The organism is Methanosarcina mazei S-6 (genome assembly GCF_000970205.1).
GTDB classification, from domain to species: domain Archaea; phylum Halobacteriota; class Methanosarcinia; order Methanosarcinales; family Methanosarcinaceae; genus Methanosarcina; species Methanosarcina mazei.
Genome location: NZ_CP009512.1, coordinates 623,932 through 644,161, shown reverse-complemented (window position 1 = coordinate 644,161; position 20,230 = coordinate 623,932). Strand labels below are relative to the sequence as shown.

The 20,230-nt window shown below is 41.8% G+C and carries 18 protein-coding genes and 2 tRNA genes; 3 read left to right on the top strand and 17 right to left on the bottom strand.

Going from position 1 to position 20,230, the window contains the following annotated elements; translation table 11 throughout:
* Positions 1-365 precede the first annotated feature (365 nt).
* The gene (locus MSMAS_RS02800) at positions 366-1,922 is read left to right on the top strand and encodes a chromosome segregation ATPase (RefSeq protein ID WP_048039701.1); all 1,557 of its coding nucleotides are present in this window, start codon (positions 366-368) and stop codon (positions 1,920-1,922) included.
* A gap of 39 nt (positions 1,923-1,961) precedes the next feature.
* Here MSMAS_RS02800 and MSMAS_RS02795 read toward each other — a convergent pair whose 3' ends face one another.
* From MSMAS_RS02795 to MSMAS_RS19885, 17 genes are all read right to left on the bottom strand, one after another.
* The gene (locus MSMAS_RS02795) at positions 1,962-2,417 is read right to left on the bottom strand and encodes a DUF1699 family protein (RefSeq protein WP_011032726.1); all 456 of its coding nucleotides are present in this window, start codon (positions 2,415-2,417) and stop codon (positions 1,962-1,964) included.
* 142 nt (positions 2,418-2,559) lie between these two features.
* A complete protein-coding gene (gene hypF / locus MSMAS_RS02790; protein WP_011032727.1) occupies positions 2,560-4,878 on the bottom strand; it encodes a carbamoyltransferase HypF in 2,319 nt (772 codons plus the stop codon).
* Between the two features lie 475 nt (positions 4,879-5,353).
* On the bottom strand, positions 5,354-5,521 hold the full coding sequence (atpG, locus tag MSMAS_RS18555; protein ID WP_048037701.1) for a V-type ATP synthase subunit G: 168 nt from the start codon (positions 5,519-5,521) through the stop codon (positions 5,354-5,356).
* Positions 5,522-5,534: 13 nt separating this feature from the next.
* Complete coding sequence (locus MSMAS_RS02780) at positions 5,535-6,164, bottom strand: V-type ATP synthase subunit D (RefSeq protein WP_175413404.1); 630 nt, start codon at positions 6,162-6,164, stop codon at positions 5,535-5,537.
* 5 nt (positions 6,165-6,169) lie between these two features.
* Positions 6,170-7,552 carry an ATP synthase subunit B gene (locus tag MSMAS_RS02775; RefSeq protein ID WP_015411348.1) on the bottom strand — a complete coding sequence of 461 codons (1,383 nt, stop codon included), beginning with the start codon at positions 7,550-7,552 and terminating at the stop codon, positions 6,170-6,172.
* A gap of 1 nt (position 7,553) precedes the next feature.
* Positions 7,554-9,290 (bottom strand): ATP synthase subunit A, encoded by a 1,737-nt coding sequence (locus MSMAS_RS02770; protein WP_011032730.1) that lies wholly within the window; start codon positions 9,288-9,290, stop codon positions 7,554-7,556.
* Positions 9,281-9,586: a V-type ATP synthase subunit F gene (locus tag MSMAS_RS02765; protein ID WP_011032731.1), complete on the bottom strand. Its 306-nt coding sequence runs from the start codon at positions 9,584-9,586 to the stop codon at positions 9,281-9,283. The genes MSMAS_RS02770 and MSMAS_RS02765 overlap by 10 nt, the downstream gene beginning before the upstream one ends.
* Complete coding sequence (locus tag MSMAS_RS02760; protein WP_011032732.1) at positions 9,586-10,668, bottom strand: V-type ATP synthase subunit C; 1,083 nt, start codon at positions 10,666-10,668, stop codon at positions 9,586-9,588. The genes MSMAS_RS02765 and MSMAS_RS02760 overlap by 1 nt, the downstream gene beginning before the upstream one ends.
* A gap of 6 nt (positions 10,669-10,674) precedes the next feature.
* Positions 10,675-11,226 (bottom strand): V-type ATP synthase subunit E, encoded by a 552-nt coding sequence (locus MSMAS_RS02755; RefSeq protein WP_011032733.1) that lies wholly within the window; start codon positions 11,224-11,226, stop codon positions 10,675-10,677.
* A 208-nt stretch (positions 11,227-11,434) separates the two neighbouring features.
* Complete coding sequence (locus MSMAS_RS02750; RefSeq protein WP_011032734.1) at positions 11,435-11,677, bottom strand: hypothetical protein; 243 nt, start codon at positions 11,675-11,677, stop codon at positions 11,435-11,437.
* Positions 11,678-11,681: 4 nt separating this feature from the next.
* Positions 11,682-13,631, bottom strand: coding sequence for a V-type ATP synthase subunit I (locus MSMAS_RS02745; RefSeq protein WP_175413370.1), 1,950 nt, complete (start codon positions 13,629-13,631; stop codon positions 11,682-11,684).
* Complete coding sequence (gene ahaH, locus MSMAS_RS02740) at positions 13,624-13,953, bottom strand: ATP synthase archaeal subunit H (protein ID WP_015411352.1); 330 nt, start codon at positions 13,951-13,953, stop codon at positions 13,624-13,626. Before ahaH ends, MSMAS_RS02745 begins: the two co-directional genes overlap by 8 nt.
* A gap of 746 nt (positions 13,954-14,699) precedes the next feature.
* Positions 14,700-15,164: an IS200/IS605 family transposase gene (tnpA, locus tag MSMAS_RS02735; protein WP_011032737.1), complete on the bottom strand. Its 465-nt coding sequence runs from the start codon at positions 15,162-15,164 to the stop codon at positions 14,700-14,702.
* Between the two features lie 775 nt (positions 15,165-15,939).
* Entirely contained in the window at positions 15,940-17,121 is a 1,182-nt protein-coding gene (locus MSMAS_RS02730) for a radical SAM protein (protein ID WP_015411353.1), read from the bottom strand.
* A 282-nt stretch (positions 17,122-17,403) separates the two neighbouring features.
* The gene (locus MSMAS_RS02720; RefSeq protein WP_011032739.1) at positions 17,404-18,291 is read right to left on the bottom strand and encodes a geranylfarnesyl diphosphate synthase; all 888 of its coding nucleotides are present in this window, start codon (positions 18,289-18,291) and stop codon (positions 17,404-17,406) included.
* Positions 18,267-18,647 carry a cytochrome c maturation protein CcmE domain-containing protein gene (locus MSMAS_RS02715; protein WP_015411355.1) on the bottom strand — a complete coding sequence of 127 codons (381 nt, stop codon included), beginning with the start codon at positions 18,645-18,647 and terminating at the stop codon, positions 18,267-18,269. The genes MSMAS_RS02720 and MSMAS_RS02715 overlap by 25 nt, the downstream gene beginning before the upstream one ends.
* Positions 18,648-18,672: 25 nt before the next feature.
* Positions 18,673-18,777, bottom strand: coding sequence for a CcmD family protein (locus MSMAS_RS19885; RefSeq protein ID WP_080503024.1), 105 nt, complete (start codon positions 18,775-18,777; stop codon positions 18,673-18,675).
* Positions 18,778-19,835: 1,058 nt separating this feature from the next.
* Between MSMAS_RS19885 and MSMAS_RS02710 the strand changes: the two genes are divergently transcribed.
* Positions 19,836-19,907, top strand: a tRNA-Gly gene (locus MSMAS_RS02710).
* Between the two features lie 68 nt (positions 19,908-19,975).
* Positions 19,976-20,060, top strand: a tRNA-Leu gene (locus tag MSMAS_RS02705).
* Positions 20,061-20,230: the final 170 nt, after the last annotated feature.

The window sequence follows — 20,230 nt, the reverse complement described above, 5'->3', positions numbered from 1 at the left end:
TTTTTGCAGGCAAAAAGCAAGTATAACGAAAAGGAAAAAATCTGAGCAGATACTCGATTTCTCAGGACATATTTGATCTGTTATCAATAAAATAATCTTTAATAAATGTATCCATTTTGTACGATAGTGGAAAAGTAAGAATGTAGTTCTGCCCGCGCCTAAAAAATATTTATATATTTCCATAACTGCCGTGTTTTGCGCCTGTCAGATTGAACTTCAGATTGAATAATGGATCTTTCAAAAGGCAGGAGAGCTTCTTCTGAAAAATGCAACTGGCTAACTTTAAAAATGCCCTGAAAGTCACATAACTTTTATAAAATGTCGTGTTCATTATACTTCAGACACTACTTTAAAGAGGCTCATGCATGGAAGATCCTGTTATCTCAAGAATAAAAAACCAGTTTGATAAGAAAGGAAATCCGGCAAAGATTCCGCTTATGAGCGGGAAGCAGTTTTTTGAAGCCCGAGCCGAAAATGACGGAATCTATGTTGACAACCTGAAAAATCAGCCTTTTCTCCCATGGAGAGCATTTTACGAGACAGTTAATTTCCTTCAAAAAAATGGTGGAAAGGCAAAAAAAGGAAATGCGACAGGCTCAAGGCTGGGAGATACAAACCTTGACCTGAACACCGTTGAAGGGTATATTGCCAGTGAAGTCTACGGCTGCAAAACAGGAGAAACCGTATTTAAGAGGATAACATCAATAGCCTCTATTCTCGACTGGGCTGAAATCTGCGAAAACACGAGGGGGCAGCTCGTCCTTCTTACAGAAAAAGAAGGAAGAGAAAAGGGAGAGTTTATAAATGCCCTTAATATCCAGCTTTTAAAAAAGGATTCCGAGCTAAACAGCCTGGAAACAAAGCTTTCGGAAAGCCTGCAGAGAATTGAAGAACTTGAAGAACAGGTTGCAGGCAGGGACAGGGAGATTGCCACCCTGAAAGAAGGGCTCGAAGCAAAAACAGGAAACGTGAATATTCTTGAGAAATCCCTGTCGAGCTCACAGGAAATCATAAAAGACTTTGAAGAAAAGATTAAAGAGAAAGAAATAGAGATCAAAGAAATTGACAGACTTACTTCTGAAAAGGCAGATAAAATCGGGAAATTCGAACAGGAAAGAATTGAAAAGGAAGAAGAAATAGGAAACCTTCGGAATTGCCTTGCTAAAAGGGACGAAGCTGTAAAAGACCTGGAAGGTCAGCTCATTAAAAAAGAGGAAGCAATAAATGGACTCGAAAGCAGGATCGCTCAAAAAAGCAGTGTTCTTGAAGAACTAAAATCCCGGCTGAATGAAAGGGAAGAAGCCATAACCGTTTATGAAAAGGATATTCAGGAAAAAGGCTCAAGAATTCAGGAACTGAGTGAGACTATTTCAGACAGGAATAAAGGAATAGAAGAACTTGAGTCCAGGCTTGATGAAAAAGAACAGGAGAAAAGTAACCTTGAGGAGTCACTCAGGGCAAAAATAGAAGAAATAAAAGTCATTCATGAAAAATTCCTTGAAAAAGAAAGAGCTGTGGAAAAGCTTGAAGAAAGCATTTCAGTGAGGGACAGGGACATTAAAACTCTTGCTGACGAGGTAATCACAAAGAGCGGGGAAATGAAGAGAATTGAGGAAAAACTGACCGCTAAAGAGAGAAAGATAAATACACTGGAATCCATGCTTGCAACGAGCGGAGAAAGAGTAAAAAAGCTCGAAAAGCAGATCTCGGAATATAAAGGGGAAGAAAAACTCGCAGAAGAGCTGATGGAAAAAGACGAGCTGGTAAAACAGCTTAAAAGAACGCTCGTAAGTAAAGAAGAAGAAGTTTCCCGGCTTAACGAAGAAAACAGAAGATACAGGCTGCAGCAGAAATATTCATCTGAAGGATTAAAGCAGATAGAAGAGCAAAAAGCCTCAAAGAAGTGGTGGAAACGCCTTTAAGCCTGAAATAACACTTTTTCTTAAAACTGGCTTCAAAACTTAAACTCTATTCATTTCCGGTCTTTCAGAGCCCGGTGAAAGGAAAGAACTGTGAAGCAGATGGAGAATCATATCAGGGCTGATTTTCCTGAGGTTCGTTACCTCACCAATAATTTCTTCTTCGGTCCTTCCCTGAACCTCCAGTTCCTTTATTTTTTCAAGCACATAAGAAGGGATTACAAAATAATTATTAAGGTCATGCCAGTGCCCGCTGACATCCCCCTTTACAAGATGGATGCCCGAAGAGGATAAATACATTTTTATAAATTTTGAGAGCCCGTCATAGGAAGACGCTGGAAGCTGAAGTATCTCAATTGAAGGACATGTCTTGACAAGACTGAAAAGATCCTTATCCGAGGGCCGAAAAGCGAGATGTACTGCCCTCTCTTCCTGTTCAAGGCTAGGGATTTCATCCCTGTTTGTTACCACTCTAATTCGTATACTACCTAGCCCCATTTTATGCTCCCACTCCTATATGTAAGCACGGATCATTTATTTAATTTTGTATTCCAGTTTTCAGGATCAAATTTCAGTATGTTGGATGAGTAAGCCCCTGACGGGAAACATCAGAAGCTGTGAAAGTTGGTTATTTCCTCTATTAAACTCTCTCCGGAACCTGATTACTTTCTGGATCTGTTCTGAGCCCGCCTGCTATTGCCTGCCCGAATGAAATACATCCGTCTCCGCACGGCGCCTGGCGGTGGGCGAGGAACTCAAAACCTGCTTCTGCAACAGTTCCTGCAATGCACGAGGTGATGTGATCATTATAGGCAACTCCTCCGCTCAGACCTATCTTCTCAAGCCCTCTTTTTGCGGCAAGAGATAAGGAAAGTTCTGAAATTCCCTTTGCAAGGCTTTCCTCAACCGCAAAAGCAAGATTTTCAGGAGAATACTTACCGGAAAGCTCATATGCCCCAAGAAGAAGCTCGGTAGTATCAAGCACAGGAACTCCTGAGCCCCCGTATTTTTTGAATACTATGGGAAGATCGACAACATGCGTGCTTTTCTTTGCGGCAGATTCGAGCTTCATTGCAGGCTCTCCATCATAGGTCCTTATTTTGCAGATTTCAAGAAGTGCAGAGGCGGCATCAAGTACTCTCCCGGTACTGCTGCTCTGGACAACATTTATCCCGGTTTCAAGCTGTTTCAACACAGTTGAAAGCTCCCTGTCCCCCTGAGGAAAAACAAGGGGGAGTTTTTCCAGTTCTGGTCTCCCAAGCTTCTCGAAAAGGATACCAAGGACCATCCTTGAAGGTACCCTGGAAGCAAGGTCTCCGCCCGGCATTGGTTGAGGGAGTAAATGCCCTATACGTTCGTATCCGAAGTAAGATGATTCAAAGAGTTCTCCGCCCCAGATTGTCCCGTCACCTCCATATCCTACCCCATCAAGAGCGATTCCGAGAATTCTGGAACCCAGAGGCAGGGAGTTGTCAGCCATGAGTGCCAGCATATGGGCGTAATGATGCTGGATCTTGAGTGTATTCTCCCCTCCCATTTTCAGCGCAAAACGGGTTGTGTTGAATGAAGGGTGAAGGTCACAGCTCCAGTGGAGAGGTTCAATTCCGGTAAGCCGGATAAGGTGCCTGACAACCTCGGAGTGATACCTGTAGGTTTCCACATGGCTGGTATTTCCTATATACTGGGATATATAGGCAAGTTTTCCCTTTGCCACGGTAACGGTAGAATTCATCTCAGCGCCAACCCCTATAGAAGCTTCTATTTCAAAAGGCAGTTCCACGGGTTCAGGCACATATCCGCGGGAACGCCGGATAAAGGCAGCCTGCCCATTTACAATACGGATAACCGTATCATCGTTCCTGTTTGCAATGACCCTGTTGTGCAGAAGGTAAAAGTCGACGATTCCTTTCAGTTTTTCGAGAGCCTCCCTGTTATCAACGACCATTGGCCTTCCCGGGAGATTCGCCGAGGTCATAACATATACAGCATCAGGCACACGGTCAAAAAGCAGATTCTGTGTGCCTGTGTAGGGGAGCATGACCCCTATATTGTGCAGTCCGGGAGAAACCGAATCTGCCAGATTGAATTCTTCTGACCTGGGAAGCACTGTGATAGGCCGGCGGTGAGAGGTGAGATATTCCCTGCCTGCGCCTTCAAGATCTGCAAAAGATTCCGCAACACCTGCATTTTTTGCCATGACCGCAAAAGGTTGCTCCGGACGCTTTAACCGTCTCCTGAGCTCATTTACGGGTTCTTCCTGTCGTGCGTTGCAGGCAATATGGAAACCTCCGAAGCCTTTTACAGCAAGAATCGAGCCTTCCTGAAGGAGGTCTGAGGCACTGGCAATTGCTTCATAACCTCTTGACAGTACATTTCCTTCACGATCGGAAAGCCAGATCTCAGGCCCGCACTTCGGGCAGCAAACAGGCTGCGCGTGATACCTTCGATTAAGAGGGTCAGTATACTCTTTTTCGCACTCCGGACAGAGGGGAAAATCTGCCATAGTGGTATTTTCCCGGTCGTAAGGTAGGGTTCTTACTGTTGTATACCTGGGCCCGCAATTTGTGCATACGGTAAAAGGATAATGGTAATACCTGGAAGAAGGATCGAAAATCTCAGACCTGCACTGTTCACAAATAGCCGTATCTGGAGGAATTATGGAATTTTCAAATACTCCGGATTCACTGGGAACGATAATAAATCCGGAATATCCTGAAAAAGGCACGTTCTTTGTTCTGAGTTCAGTAATTTTAGCAAGAGGAGGTTTTTTTTCAGGAAGTTCTTTAAGAAAATTATCAAGGCATTCCCGATCTCCTTCTATAAGGATTTCCACGTAGTTTCCCAGATTTTTCACGTATCCGGAAAGCCCATTGGCTTTTGCAAGCTGATATATAAAAGGGCGAAAACCTACACCCTGTACAATACCGGTAATATGGAGAAGCCTTGACTCGTTTTGCATATATGCAAAGATTACCGTTTGTCATTAAAATAGCTTTCTAAATAATAAAAACATCCAGCAATACATCATTAGTAATATATCATTAATAGATTAAAATATGAACCAGGGATTGAATGCGTAGAAAACACGCAAGTTACAATCAGGTGAACAGAAAAAACAATAACAATATTCAGGAAAAACGATAACAATATAAGGAAAAACAATAACACAATTCAGGAAAAACAATAACACAATTCAGGAAAAACAATAACACAATTCAGGAAAAACAATAACACAATTCAGGAAAAACAATAACACAATTCAGGAAAAACAATAACACAATTCAGGAAAAATGACAACATTATCAAGGAAAAACGATAAAACTGTTTAGAAAAACTGATAACTTGGACTAAAAAAGCATAATAATTACAAGTATAATTGGAGAGCCTGAAACAAAAATTTGTGACATGATTCAGGATAAAATTGCCCTGTCATGTCACATAAAATTTGGAGAAATTGTTTTAATTATAATGATGAACCCTATAACCATCATTAAAAGGGAAATCCTCCAGGCCACCTGCAACAGGCGGGCCTGGTTTTTGGGTTCACCTAACTTCATTACTGCTCTTTCAACCAGATTAGGTCGATCGTCGCATTCTGCCATGTTCAAATCAAACTTAATCTCTCATTCTTGCCTTGACTCTCTTCAGCCTGAAGGTGTTTTCTCTTTCCATCTCTTCAAGCATGAAGCGGATGTACTTCATGGTATCAATGAGTTCGGGAATCACCTTGAATTCCAGAGCGTTAACACGCCTCTTGGTCTTCTCGATCTCATCAAGGAGCCTTTTCATTGTAGTCTCAAGCTCTGCTGCAGTGATGATCTTTTCTACAAGGTCCTCGTAGGCATCAGCAGTTTCATCAATATATGAATTTGTTCCGATAATACCATATCCCCTCTCATAGAGGGACTTGCGGACACCTGTAGAGCTGATCTTTGGCACCACAACACCCATGATGTTGTGCCCTGAAAGCTGGATTTCAGGGGATTCTTTTGCTGTAAAGGCGGTTGACCTTACTGCAACCATTCCATTTACAGCAGAGGCAAGATTGATTTTTTCAGTACTCTTTGCAAAGGCAGCATCCAGCTCGGTTCTGACATTCCTTGCTTCGTTAAGGATCTTGAAGAACTCAAGGATCAGACCGTCTCTTTTCATCTTCAGGAGCTTGTGCCCACTTTCAGAGAGCTTGATCTTTTTCTTGAGATTAATTAACTCCGAACGAGTTGGTTTTACGTCCTGCTGAGCCATGGCAATCACTTAGCCTTTCTGTGTGCCGGGTGATATTTCTGGATATATTTGTTGTCAATCCTACCCAACTGGTTTTCAGGAAGGTGAGTGAGAATCTGCCATCCGATCTCCAGAGTATCCTCGATTGTCCTGTTTTCGTTTCTGCCCTGACGGACAAACTTGTCCTCAAACAGGTCGGCAAACTCGAGGAACTTGGTGTCTCTTTCTGACAGAGCTTCCTTACCGACGATTGCCACCAGACCTCTCAGGTCACGCCCTTCTGCATAACCTGCATACATCTGGTCAGAAACCGCCTTGTGGTCTTCTCTTGTTTTGCCGGCTCCGATACCGGAGTTCATCAGCCTTGACAGGGACGGCAGCACATTAATTGGCGGGTAAATACCCTTCCTGTGCAGTTCCCTGGCAACCACAATCTGGCCTTCGGTAATATAACCGGACAGGTCAGGAATCGGGTGGGTAATGTCATCACCAGGCATTGAGAGGATCGGAATCTGAGTAACGGATCCCTTGGCACCTTTGACAATACCTGCACGCTCGTAGAGGGTTGCAAGGTCAGTATACATGTAACCCGGATACCCACGGCGACCAGGAACTTCGTTACGGGCGGCACCCATCTGACGGAGAGCTTCTGCATAGTTTGTAATGTCAGTCAGAATTACGAGAACGTGCATGCCGTGTTCGTACGCGAGGTATTCGGCTGCTGTGAGAGCCATACGCGGGGTAACGATACGTTCGACAGCAGGGTCGTCTGCAAGGTTAAGGAACACAACTGCCCTTTCCAGTGCGCCGGTTTTCTCAAAGTCGCTCATGAAATACTGGGCTTCTTCATTGGTGATACCCATTGCTGCGAAAACTACTGCGAAAGCAGATTCGGAACCGGGCACAGAAGCCTGCCTTGCAATCTGCAGGGCGATTTCATTGTGTGGGAGACCTGATGCTGAGAAAATAGGCAGTTTCTGCCCACGAACCAGGGTATTTGTCCCGTCAATTGTGGAGATACCTGTCTGGATAAAGTCCTTTGGAGGCAGCCTGGCGTAAGGGTTCATTGCGGCACCGTTGATGTCCAGCAACTGGTCTGGAACGATCCTAGGTCCACCGTCCCTTGGTTCTCCTGAACCGGACAGGATCCTGCCGAGAAGATCGACGGATGCGGGAAGCTTCAGAGTTTCACCGGTGAAAATTACACCGCAGTCCTTGTCAAGCCCACCAGTACCTTCGAAAACCTGGACAACCACAATGTCAGCGGAAGAGTCCAGCACCTGTCCTCTGCGAACAGTTCCATCACCCATCTTAATGTTAACGATTTCATTATAACCTACAGGCTCTGTTTTCTCGACAAAAATAAGAGGCCCTGCAATCTGAGTGATCGTCTTGTACTCTTTTGCCATCTTATTTACCTCCCAGGGCTGCAAACTCTTTATCCATCTTTGCAAGAACAGCATTCAAAGAGCCTTCGAAGTCCTCTTCGAACTTAACTTTGGGAAGCTCGTCCTTTGACTGCATCTTGAGAATTTCCGAAGAAAGTACACCTGATTTCAGGGCGTCCATTGCAGCGTCTCCCCATTTCATGATGGCTTTCATGATCTTATACTGTTTTTCGAACGGGCTGTATGTGTCGATCGGGTGGAATGCATTCTGCTGCAAGAAGATTTCCCTTATCATACGGGTAATTTCAAGCAGAAGCTGCTGTTCTTCAGGCAGAGCATCAGAACCGACAAGCTGCACGATTTCCTGCAATTCGGATTCTGTCTGCAGCATATCCATTGCCCTTTCTCTCATAGGGACGTAGTCCGGAGCCACATTTTCGGTAAACCAGTCATTGAGGTCTTCCTTATACAGGCTGTAGCTGTTCAGCCAGTTAATTGCCGGGAAGTGGCGCTTCTGGGATAACTTTGCATCCAGAGCCCAGAACACCTTCACGATACGCAGAGTGTTCTGAGTAACAGGTTCGGAGAAGTCACCGCCAGGTGGAGATACTGCACCGATAGCAGTAATTGAACCTTTCTCACCGCAGAGTGTTTCGGCAACACCGGCACGCTCGTAGAATTCTGCCAGCCTTGCAGACAGGTATGCCGGGTAACCTTCTTCACCAGGCATTTCTTCAAGACGGGAGGAAATTTCTCTCATGGCTTCTGCCCACCTTGAGGTGGAGTCTGCCATCAGGGAGACGTCATAGCCCATGTCACGGAAGTATTCCGCAAGTGTCATTCCTGTATAAACAGATGCTTCTCTTGCAGCCACAGGCATGTTTGAAGTGTTAGCGACAAGGATGGTACGCTCCATGAGCGGCCTTCCGGTCTGCGGGTCTTCAAGTTCCGGGAACTCCCACAGAACATCTGCCATCTCGTTTCCACGTTCACCGCAGCCGATGTAGACCACAATCTCAGTGTCACTCCACTTTGAAAGCTGCTGCTGAGTAACGGTTTTGCCCGACCCGAAAGGTCCTGGAATTGCAGCAGTTCCTCCCTTTGCGACAGGGAAAAGTCCGTCAAGGATTCTCTGCCCTGTGACCAGAGGCTTTTCAGGAGTAAGTTTTCTCTTTACCGGCCTTGGTTTTCTGACTGGCCATCTCTGCATCATCTGCAGTTCTGTTCCATCAGTCAAGGTACAGATGGTATCTACGACAGTGAAGCTTCCGCTCTTTATGTCGGCGACTGTTCCGGAAATGTCAGGACGAACCATAATTTTGTGTTCAATGTTCACAGTTTCCTGTACAACACCGATAACATCTCCACCAATTACACGGTCGCCTTTTTTGACAACGGGCTTAAACTCCCAGAGTTTTTTGTGGTCAAGCCCATCTGCAGTGACACCTCTACCAATAAAACCGCCCGTCCTTTCCAGAAGGACATGCAGTGGCCTCTGAACCCCATCATAAATACTGGAAAGAAGACCTGGACCAAGCTCCACGGCAAGAGACATACCTGTAGTGACACAGGGTTCTCCCGGCCTGACGCCGCCTGTCTCTTCGTATACCTGGATGATGGTTTTGTCTCCTACTATTTGGATGACTTCGCCCATCAGCCCTTCGTTACCGACTTTGCAAAGGTCATACATCTTTGCATCCAAGCCGATAGCGGTGACGACAGGCCCAGCCACACGATAAATTTCACCTTTTACTTCCACAGATCAACACCTACCGCTTGTTTTATTTTTTCTCTTAAACTCGTTGAGCCTGATCCGCTGCCTCCTAGCGCTACTACTGTAGGCTGGACAGACTCGTTTAAGTTCTTCCTTAGAACTTCCGGCAGATTACCAATGTCATCATTATGCATTACAAGAATCCCGACACTTTTATCCTCAAGCACAGACCTTACAGCTGACTCAGTAGCCGGGATATCAGGGGTTTCATAAACCTTACTGATGCCGGCCAGCCTGAACCCTGTAACGAATTCGCTCTTTCCGATCACTGCTAACTCCATTAGATAATCACCAACTGGTCTTTGATTAACTCATCACTGAGGCCAGTCTCTTTACCCCTGAAAATGATCCGGAGATTTGTAGCCTCATTATTTTTATGAATGATATAGTCCAGAATAGGTACAACTGTGATCGGAGATACATGCGAAAGAATTGTTGAAGATTCAAGATAATATCTAGTGAGCCTGCTTTCAAGGGTAGTCAGAGAAATCATATCCGGACCTACAACGCCTGAAATCGCTTCCCAGTATTGAGTTCTTTGAAGCTCATTGACAAATTCGTCATATGGTAGAGCTGCCAGTTTCTCGATCTTTAGCTCGAGACCACCTTCAATCATGAGAGGCATGATTTCATCAGGCTGCATAACACCTGCTTTTTTCAGCCTGAACAGGTTGATTAGATTCTTAACGTCTACTTCCAATCTGACAACCTGAGCGAAAAGCTTACGGTCCTTAGATCTTGGTTTCCCGATTGCTTCAAACAAGTCTGCATAATATATCTTGTCAAGTTCGTTTTCTATGTATGCTAGGTTAGTTCCGTCAAACTTCTGCAGCAGGGGATAGTACTCAGTATGTTTCAGGGCCTCAACGATTTCCTGATATGTGGCCTTGGCTGCAAGTTCTGACATAGAAGTGTAAGTAAACTCCCCGGCAGCAATAAGAGATTCCAGGATATCTTCAACAGATGCGTTGTAGATTTTCCCACGGAGAAGTGTTTTAATGTTCCAGATGTCGTATCTTTTCAGATATGCGACAATCAGATAATTTAATTCTCCGGAGGTAATTCTTACCAACTTATCATAAGTGAGCGCAAGATTCCTGTTCAATGCGTGTTCTGCCAGGTCGCCACCACTGTATTTCATTGCCAGTTCGTCAACGTCGTTTTTGTATTCAGACTCTTGGATAAAGCGGGTAATTTCATCGATTCCCATGTTGAGAAGCCGGGGATACGATTCTTTAGGGAGCAACTTACTTTTCATCGCGCGGACACGGGTTACGGCATAAGCATAGTTTGAACTGCCCTTTTTCTTTTTATCGGATTTTCGTGAGGGTTTTTTCCCCCAGAGATTCTCCAAAAGCCGCATCGAACATCACCCGTATAATATATCAGATATCTGCTTCAATGAACGTTCATAAACGCTTTTCAGGATTGAATCGTATGTGAAATCTAACCTGACTGTCCTGTCCTCGTTTTCCAGAACAATTCCGCCAATAGAATCTATATTGCCAGCATAAGATAGAGAAGTTAACTTCTTAACAAGCTCTTCTGACTCCTTAGAAGAATAAGCTCTAGCGCCGCTAGCTTCATGCTTGTCGAGAATACTTTTTAACAGCTCTTCTTTTTTGGATGCCGGCATTGACTTAATATTTTCAACTGTCTGGTTATAAACGGTATCTAGAAGTTCCTTACGCTTGTTAAGCGTAATTCTTTTAACTTCCAGGTTTGCACTTGATATGACCTGCTGGTGCAGACTTTGGAGGTCCTCTTCCGCCTTGGCAAGGCTGTCTCCGAGCGTCTTCTTCTGAATTTCTTTAGCTTCATTAATTATCTCGGAGGCCTTTGCATCGCCTTCGGCTTTAATACGGGAAACCTCAGCTCTTGCACCCTCTTGGATGTCTTTTACAACGATCTCTAGTCCCATGCTTACACCTCCAAATAAATTTAGAGCAAAAAAGTGCTCTAAAGCCTAGAGCAAAACTCTAAGCTGCTTAGAGTGCAACGATACCTAAGGGGAACTTAGAGCATTATTAACGCTCCAGGTCTGCCTGGTAGAGAAAAAAGTCCAGGTAAACTTAAAGCAATGCTCTAAGAAATTTAAGAGCGAAATACGCTCTTAAATTTAAGTAAAATCACTGGTTGATAAGCAATGCAACGACAAGACCGAAGATAACGATGGTTTCTGGAATGACAGTAAGAATAAGACCCTTACCGAATAATCCTTCGTTTTCTGCCATTGCGCCGATTGCTGCTGTACCGATGTCTTTTTCAGCTATTGCAGATGCAAGACCAGTTACTGCGATTGCGATTGCTGCACCGAGTGCTTTCATTCCTGCTGCGTCCAAAAAGAGACCTGTTGATGCTGCGTCTACCATGTTTTTATTCCTCCGTGTATTTTCTTATGTATCCGAATGGATTGAATTTTCTGCCCCCGCCTTCATAGAATTTTCCAAAGAATTCTACATACTGCAACCTGAGTGCGTGCAGTCCAGGAGCGATGATACTCAGAATAGTGTTAAGACCATGTCCGAGTATGAATACAATTATTGCAGCTATTGCTGCGGCACCGATCTGAGAGTGATCAGGCCAAATCATTTCGAAAGCAATATCATTTACCGTACCTGCAATGTAAATCGAAGACAGACCGACTGCGATAATACGAGCATACGAAAGTGCATTACCCATAAGAGATGGCAACTCGATCGGACCTTTGATACCTTCACCCATGGTGAGCATCACAACTCCGATAACTAGAATAAGAGCACCTGCATAGGTGAACACTTGAATGCCGCCAAAATAGCCGAGAACTGCAACGAGCACACCAAGCTCGATAATGATCCAACTGCCTTTTTCTAGGACCGCGTGTTTAATCCCGTGGTGCCTGGCGATGTTTGAAAACCCGAACAGGAAACCGAGATTTAAGTGAATCAGTCCTACCAAGACACTTATTGCTATCATAGTCATTACCATGTGAGACCTGTGGATTGGGAAAGTAAATTCCTCGCCTCCTATGCTTTCGAAGAGAGTTATAGTTTCCCAGCCCGGAATCAAACCTGCTGCCATACCATGTGCGGTATGTGAACTTGCAAGCGAGAATCCAAGGAACTCACCATAAAGAACTCCAAAGATAATTGTCCATATCTGACAATAGATAAGAATATTCATTAGAGGCTTCACTGCATCTGACTTTACCAGTTTTTTAATTGCCAGAGCAAGTGACCCCAATATTATTGCATATCCGATGTCTCCGAGAATCATACCATATATCAGCGGGAAGGTTATGAAAATCGCTGAAGATGGGTCGAGTTCAGTATATTTGGGCCTGGAATACAGATCCATAATTTCCTGCATCGGTGCCACAACTTTTGAATTGTTGTATTTGACAGGGGCATGTTCTTCTTCCTCGTGATGAAGTTCGAGGCTTGTAACATATGCCTTGCCATTAGTGGCACTGTTAACTACACTTACAATCTTATCAAAATCCTCGGTGGCAGTCCATCCGTCGATTATGAATGCGTTTGCAGATGTAGCTATTCTAAGAGGCAGTTCTGCTTTCTGACTCTCGATACTCAGAACCTCGTCGCTGGCAAGGATGAAATCGGCGTACTTGACTTTCAAGGACTCGATTTCGCCTTTTAAGGATTCGATCCTTCTGGTGACTTCGGCTTCTTTCTGTTCAATGAACCTTAACAGCTCGCTTGGGACACCACCTCTTTCCGGAACTCTAAGTTCTTTGAATCCAAGACCCTGAAGTAATTCGTAAACTTTGTCGGCATCATTTTTAGCTACAAACAGTACAACTGCTTTTGACTGAGGGTCATAGTACAGCTCGTAAGCTTTGGTGATGCTCGAAATCTGACTTTCTTCCAGGCTACCTTTTACAGTACCTGCGAAAACCTTGAGGCTTTCGTAGCCACGGTAATATTCGAAGTCGAGATTAATGGACAGATAAGGCAGGATTTCCCTTTTCTGGGCATCCAGGTCTTTCAATTCATTTTCAAGCTGGGAGATTGTTTCCGTCTTAGCTGAAATTGTCCTATCCAGTTCATTCAACTTCGTGTCAAGTTCGCGCAGAACAGCGTCAGATTTCTGAACTACCGGTTTTTTGCTTTCAATCCCCAAATAATTGGCGATGGAACGGATCTTCACAAGCTTTTTCGAGACTTCTTCTCCGTTTTTAAATGGCTTGCTGATCTTAAAACCAGACTCGTCTTCGACAAAATCTTCTATGTGAAAGAGATTAATATCATGTAATGCATCGATGGTTTCTTCTAAAATGCTTTTATGCCCGACAATAACGGCCCTTGTCATCTCTTTAGGTCTACTCATTAAGGACCGCCCTCTCAAACTCCTGTACTAGGTAATTGACGGATTTGTCGATATTAGCTTGAGCTTTTTGGGACATGGCTATTGCGTTTTTTTCACCATCGTTGACGATCTTATCTCTTTCCTCCAGGATCTTTTCTTCACCTACTTTAAAAGAGTCTTGTGCAGCTTTATGTGCATCAATTTCGGCCTGTTTCAGGATCTCCCTGGCTTCGGCCCTGGCATCGGAGATGCGCTTGTTTTTCGCTTCAATGGCTTCATCAACCATTAATTTAGCGCTCTCTTCCGCTTTTTTTATTTCGGATAAGATTTCATTTTTAGCCATGTGAATCTCCGTCTCTCAAAATTTAATATATAAATTAATAATTAAAAATCCCTACTCCAATGGAGGTAGTTAACAAATCCTTCGTGAAAGAACTATATAACAGCTTCGGTTTTATCGAAGAGGATTAAAATAACTGTAATGATTATTCATGATATATTAAATTTGCAAGAAATTATTAAGAAATTAAAAAATATAAATAACAAAATATATGGTTAAAATCCAAAAGATTAAATATAACAGTAAAAAATAATTAAATAGAAACAGTAGAATATAATTAAATGATAAAAAATCAGGTTTCACCACCAAAAAAAAAGATCAGAGTACGGAATAAATCTATTCTCCAAACCTGTATTCAGGAGATGCTTTTAAGGATCTTTTTAAAATAAATAAGAAGTTACTGAATTGACGTAAGACTTTGTAAAATAAATTTCAAATTAAGAATTAGTAAGAAAACATATCTCTCACTGCGCTCAGGATCAGAATATTTAAAGCAGATTTAAAAAAGAAAAAAATAAATTTATTAACAGTAAGGAATTATTACAATACGGGTAATCAAATAATTTAGAGCCTGAAGGCTCAGACCTTTTCTCCACAGAGTGTGAATATTATTTTAGGAAGAAATAAAACTTATTTAAATAGATCCGTTAAACAGAAATAAATTGTGGAATTCTAAAAATCAAATTGCGGGCGGCCACCCCACCCTAAAGGATGGGGTATGCTTCGGGCCGCCCGCCCGGTTTCTGGGGTCAGAAATCATCAATAATTCTTTGATCAGGTTTTGCTGATTTAGAGGACTTGACTTCTGTTTTCGGTTTTTTCTGTGATTCCTTTATATAATGTTTGATTGTGTCAGCTGTTACATTTCCAACTGATCGATAGAATTTGCCACTTGACCATAGACTTCCACCCCAATATCGTTTTTTAAGTTCAGGATGAAGTTTGAAAAGCCTGTAAGAACTTCCTCCTTTCAAGTATTGAATTACTTCTGACAAGGAGTTGCTTGGATGAAATTCCACAAACAAGTGAACGTGATCATCTACAATTTCAAGAGCATGAAGCTTGTAGCCTTGCTCAATACAAATGTTATTGAGGATCAACTCACAATCCTTTTTAATTTGCTTGCTGTAGAATATATTGTATCGATACTTTGGCACCAACACGAGATGGTAGGTAATCTGACCATAGCCATGGCTAAAACTGTTCAATTCCAACGTGTATCACATCCAGGCTATAGGCGGCTGGCACCTCCTATGGTCATGGTGCCAAATCAAGCTCATTTTACAAAAAAAGTAAGGATTTAGATATTTAAAGTGAAAAACGAAGAGGCGAGGGTTCACTTCATCCCCAACCTAAAGGTTGGGGTATTCGTGACCCTCTGCGCTCCCTTGTAATAAAAATATTTCCACAAATTCTGAGGTTAAAGAACCCCGTTGAAATAAAAAGGAGACAGGATAAAGGGTTAATGAATGAACAATATTTTAGAAAGAAAATGATAATATAATTACTGGAAATTTAAACCTGGCTTTAAAACCAGGAAAAAAACTGCAGGAGAGAAAAGGGGGTAAGGGATGACAAAAAGAAAAAACTTCCTGATCAAAGCCAAAGAAAAAAGACAGGGAACAGGTAAATCTCTTTTGAAAGGAAATTAAAATTTTTATAAAATTTTAAAAAATCTTTAAAAAATAATTAGAGAGAAAAATTAATTAAAACATGAAAAAAATCGACTGAAAGCATAATTAATTAAAATATATAAAAATTAATTAAAAGTGAGAAATCAATTCAAATTTGTAAAAATTAGTAAGAAGTGATAGATAAATAGAAACTTTTTAAAAATTAATTAAAAATAAATTAATTAAAAATAAATTAATTAAAATAATTTAATTAAAAATATATTAGTTAAAATAAGTGAATTAAAAATAGATTAATTAAAATAAGTGAATTAAAATCTTTAATTAAATTTTAAAGATTTAATTAACTTAAAAGGTTTTATTTAACCCTGTATGGAATTCTGGATCCGGTGGGGATGGTATGTATATACTTCTTCCTGAAATCCGGATTTCGCATCATGCAGTAAGCTGCATTATCTTTCTTATACGCGCTGTGTTTACCCATGCGCTTCCAGATAGTTTCCAGAGGCTCCTCGCATATGTTTCCAAAAGAAAGCGGAGTATACGCACAGGGCATGACCTCTCCGTCAGATGCAACATGCATCCAGCGCCTTCCAGCAAAGCACCCGAAAAGCTCAGGACCCATAAAATAGGGAAAAGCTGTGACCCTGGGACCTTCAGGTTTGTTGTTCATTGTTATCTGGAAATCCTTAAGCCTGGATACATCCTTATCGCTTATTACTTCATCCTCGTGTTCAAGCCAGCGTCCTACTGCAATGATTTCATAAATTGACATTTCTTTTACGTTCAGCTCAGCTGCGAGGGAATAGAAATCTTCAAGATCATCAATATTGTGCGGGGAAACAACAACAAACATGTCTGTAAGGATTCCGGCAGCATCTGCATTTTTAATCCCGTCGATCGCGTCTCTGTATGCGCCGTTACGACCTCTGATACGGTCATGCTCGGCTTCAAGAGGACTGTCCAGGCTGATCCTGGCGGCATACAGGCCTGCAGCTTTAAGTGCAGCAGCTCGCTCTTCGGATAGTTTGAAGCCTGAAGTCAAACATGTGGCAATTGCTTTTGTTTTGTCTACCCTTGAGACCATATCAACGAGATCGTTTCTGATCATCGTCTCTCCGCCGTCGAAGGCGACCAGATAGGACCCAAGTTCAATGCTCTGATCAACAGCATTGCAGATTTCATCAAGCGTCAATTCCTTTTCAGGCTTTATGCCGGCTGCCCCACAGTGGATACAGTTATTTGGACATCGGGCAGTAATCCCTATTGTAAATTGATCCGGGACACGTTTTTTCCTTATGGCTGCAATTTCAGCGCTTATAACCCGGCTAAAAACAGGGCCGGGAATAGGAGGAATCCAGGTAGAAAATATAATCTCGTCTTCGTTTATTGAAATTGGTTTTTCTTCCGAAAAAATATTATTTATACGTTTCAGAAAGGGTTTTACAATATGGGAAAGAGGTCCTTCTGCGTCGAGCACCACCTTTTCATTTTCAGTGCTGGCGTTTACCTTAATCACCGGACTATCATACACTTTCATGGATACACCTGGTAAAGTTAATGGCAAAGCTGAAGCCTGCCAGGGTTTTTAGTTAAGAGATCAAATAATATCATTCTAAGATTGTAGATGTAGAAATTAGATAGAACCAATTCATTTTAGAGAACCAATTCATTTTAGAGAACCAATTCATTTTAAAGAACCAATTCATTTTAAAGAACCAATTCATTTTAAAGAACCAATTCATTTTAAAGAACCAATTCATTTTAAAGAACCAATTCATTTTAAAGAACCAATTCATTTTTCAGGACAGTTTAAGGTTTGTCAGAGGTTCTCAAGCATGTCGACGGTTATATAATCCGTAATCTGGAACAGCTTGTCTCTTGCAGGACATTCTCTGAACGTTTCGAGGGTTTCTTTTGCGGCAGCAACATGCAACTTTACGCAGTCAATTGACTTTTTGAGAGCTTCTTCCTTTGACGTGCTTTTCATATAGATGTGCGGCAGGGTTTCGGATGTGAATTTAGACTCCTTTCCCTCGACAACCTCAAGGAATTCAAGGATATCATCAACAATCTGGTATGCCGTTCCGAGGGCATTTCCGAAATGACTGAAACGTTCTGCAAGCTCTTCTTCAGCTCCGCCCGTATAAGCCCCGATGGATGCACTGATTGCGAATAGAGAAGCCGTCTTTTTATAGATGCATTTAAAGTAATCATTTTCTCCGAAACTCTCATCTTCAAGCTTCAGGTCAAGGACTTCTCCTTCTGCCATGTCCATCCCTGCTTTCCCAAAGTCCTGAATAACTTTTTCCCCATAAGGAGAAATGAAAGCAATTGATTTTGCAATAAGATAGTCTCCGCAGAGCAGGGCTCCTGAAGGCCCGAATTTTTCAGGAGCCGAAGGCAGGTTTCTTCGGACAAGCCCCTGATCCAGCAGGTCATCGTGAATTAAGGAAGCCGAATGCATCATTTCAACTGCCAGAGCTGCATTAAGGCTCCGGGAATACGAGCCTGAACAGATCTCGCTGACCAGAAGGAGGATAATTGGCCGAATTCTTTTTCCTCCGGAATGACAGACATGCTCAACCATTTTTTTTAAGCCAGGATCCTCTATAAGAGTGATAGATTCTTTTATTCCGGCTTCTACATATCTGTATTCTTCCCATTCTTCAATATTCATCAGTATTACTCCGTGTACTTTGACGGGCATCCGGTAACTATCTTATTTGCCTCAAAGGTAGATTCGGAAATCATTGATCCTCTGATGGTCACCTGTTTTCCTTCAGCAAGGTTGGAAGGTAAGTTCCCTACATAATTTACATGTATCTTAAGGTTTTCATCGTTTTCATCTTTCAGGTCGAATGATGTCACACCGGGGTCTTTATGAAGGCTCCTGTCTTCTACAACTCCCATAGCATTTATATTCTGCCCGGAGTAGTCCTGGGGATTGGCGAGGAGCTCAGATACTGCGATGTATCTTTCCGAAGAGTCAACTCCATAGAGCCCTATAAGAATCACACCAGCAATAAAAGAAACTGCAAGCAATGATTTCTTTTTTTTATTCATACTAAAATCCCGTATGACTCAATCATTACATTAACCTTTTGTTAAGCTCTGCATATGTCCTGAATAGCGAAAGGAGGTATGCAAATATAAGAATCCAGCTTACTGCAAATGCCAGAATTGAGGGTTCCATTCATATCACGTCTTTACATTATCAGTTTCTTCAACTTCTACTGGAGCCAGGGCAGCATAAGAGAAGAAAGATGGTTTTGAGAACTTATGTCTGGCCCTATATAAGAGTATATATTCCTTATCAAGAAATAAATTGATAGGATAGCAGAAAAAAAGCAAGGTTTACTTCTTAACCTTTGGAATAATAACATCGACTTTCCCTGGAAGAGAAGAATATTGTTTTCACAGTAAAAGCATCAGGGGTGAATAATTATAATTTAGATTATTTACAAAGAAAACTATTGAAATTAAGTACTTTTTTTCCATAATGTAGCAAAAATAGAGAGTTTAACTGAAAAACCGGTTAATTATAAGGAGAAAATATATTGTTCAGTTAAAGATATATTTGGTGTAATTTACTCCAGGATATTTGTATTAAAAATTCTATTTTTACGGCAAGCAAGGTTAACAATAAAATATAATTGTCCATATAAAACTAAAATATATAATAATAAGAAGATTTAGCAACCTGTAATCAAAGTCCGGCATAATAACTATAACTTGAAGGCATGAGAAGCTGCATGCAGCATGGAGAAAAACATATGAAAAGAAACAAAATACCAAACATATGAAAAGGAACAAAAATACCGGGAAAAGAACAATAGGTATGATAGATAGATATGATAGATAGATATGATAGATAAATACATAGATATGGTTTTTGAGAAATCAACATCATAGTATCTTCCTGAAAAGGAGCATTTTCCTGAATGAAACCGGATAAGCCAGAAATTCAAATTGCAGGATGAAACCCAGAAAGAAAATTTCCAGAAATACGGAACAACCAGCAAGTTGATCCTGATCAACCTGCCAGCTAAATAACCGGGGCCACCCGAAATTAAAGAAGAGGATTTTCAGAGACGATCACGAAAGTCTATAAACACAGTGAAATAAATAAAAAAGAAGAAAAAAGGAAGTAAAAGAAGGAAAAAAACTACAAAAACTTTGAGATGTATAAAAAGTAGGCAATTTCAAGCGAAAACGTTATATTTGACAAATACCTCTAGTGTGTTGCAGTTTGCGTTGATGGTCTAGCGGCTATGACTTGGGCCTTCCAAGCCCAAAACCCGGGTTCGAATCCCGGTCGGCGCATTTAATATTTTTCAATTAGTTTTAAACTATCTTTTCTTACTGTTTTGTATAAACTAAACAACATTAGTGCGAGGGTTGCCCAGCCAGGTCAAAGGCGATGGGCTTAGGACCCATTTTCGTAGGAATTCGTGCGTTCGAATCGCACCCCTCGCACTTATATTTAAAGTAACCGAGATCTAAATTTTTAATACGATATTGTATGAGTTATTCATAACCCATTCGCAGAAAACTTAACCACAGAAAAAAATCGGATTTCCCATTTATCCGATTTTGAACCTGCTTCAGTCATTTGTCAGTAAAACTGATAGTAGGTTTTAGGGATA

Bases quoted from the DNA above. Each gene is read 5' to 3' on its own strand.
- MSMAS_RS02760 (WP_011032732.1), bottom strand. From the start codon at position 10,668: ATGCGGCTTTTGGAGAATCTCTGGGGGAAAAAACCCTCACGAAAATCC.
- MSMAS_RS02795 (WP_011032726.1), bottom strand. From the start codon at position 2,417: ATGGGGCTAGGTAGTATACGAATTAGAGTGGTAACAAACAGGGATGAA.
- MSMAS_RS02800 (WP_048039701.1), top strand. From the start codon at position 366: ATGGAAGATCCTGTTATCTCAAGAATAAAAAACCAGTTTGATAAGAAA.
- MSMAS_RS02720 (WP_011032739.1), bottom strand. From the start codon at position 18,291: ATGCCCGTCAAAGTACACGGAGTAATACTGATGAATATTGAAGAATGG.
- hypF (WP_011032727.1), bottom strand. From the start codon at position 4,878: ATGCAAAACGAGTCAAGGCTTCTCCATATTACCGGTATTGTACAGGGT.
- MSMAS_RS02755 (WP_011032733.1), bottom strand. From the start codon at position 11,226: ATGGGACTAGAGATCGTTGTAAAAGACATCCAAGAGGGTGCAAGAGCT.
- MSMAS_RS02715 (WP_015411355.1), bottom strand. From the start codon at position 18,647: ATGAATAAAAAAAAGAAATCATTGCTTGCAGTTTCTTTTATTGCTGGT.
- MSMAS_RS02780 (WP_175413404.1), bottom strand. From the start codon at position 6,164: ATGGCTCAGCAGGACGTAAAACCAACTCGTTCGGAGTTAATTAATCTC.
- ahaH (WP_015411352.1), bottom strand. From the start codon at position 13,953: ATGGCTAAAAATGAAATCTTATCCGAAATAAAAAAAGCGGAAGAGAGC.
- MSMAS_RS02765 (WP_011032731.1), bottom strand. From the start codon at position 9,586: ATGGAGTTAGCAGTGATCGGAAAGAGCGAATTCGTTACAGGGTTCAGG.
- atpG (WP_048037701.1), bottom strand. From the start codon at position 5,521: ATGGCAGAATGCGACGATCGACCTAATCTGGTTGAAAGAGCAGTAATG.
- MSMAS_RS02775 (WP_015411348.1), bottom strand. From the start codon at position 7,552: ATGGCAAAAGAGTACAAGACGATCACTCAGATTGCAGGGCCTCTTATT.
- MSMAS_RS02745 (WP_175413370.1), bottom strand. From the start codon at position 13,631: ATGAGTAGACCTAAAGAGATGACAAGGGCCGTTATTGTCGGGCATAAA.
- MSMAS_RS02730 (WP_015411353.1), bottom strand. From the start codon at position 17,121: ATGAAAGTGTATGATAGTCCGGTGATTAAGGTAAACGCCAGCACTGAA.
- MSMAS_RS02750 (WP_011032734.1), bottom strand. From the start codon at position 11,677: ATGGTAGACGCAGCATCAACAGGTCTCTTTTTGGACGCAGCAGGAATG.
- MSMAS_RS19885 (WP_080503024.1), bottom strand. From the start codon at position 18,777: ATGGAACCCTCAATTCTGGCATTTGCAGTAAGCTGGATTCTTATATTT.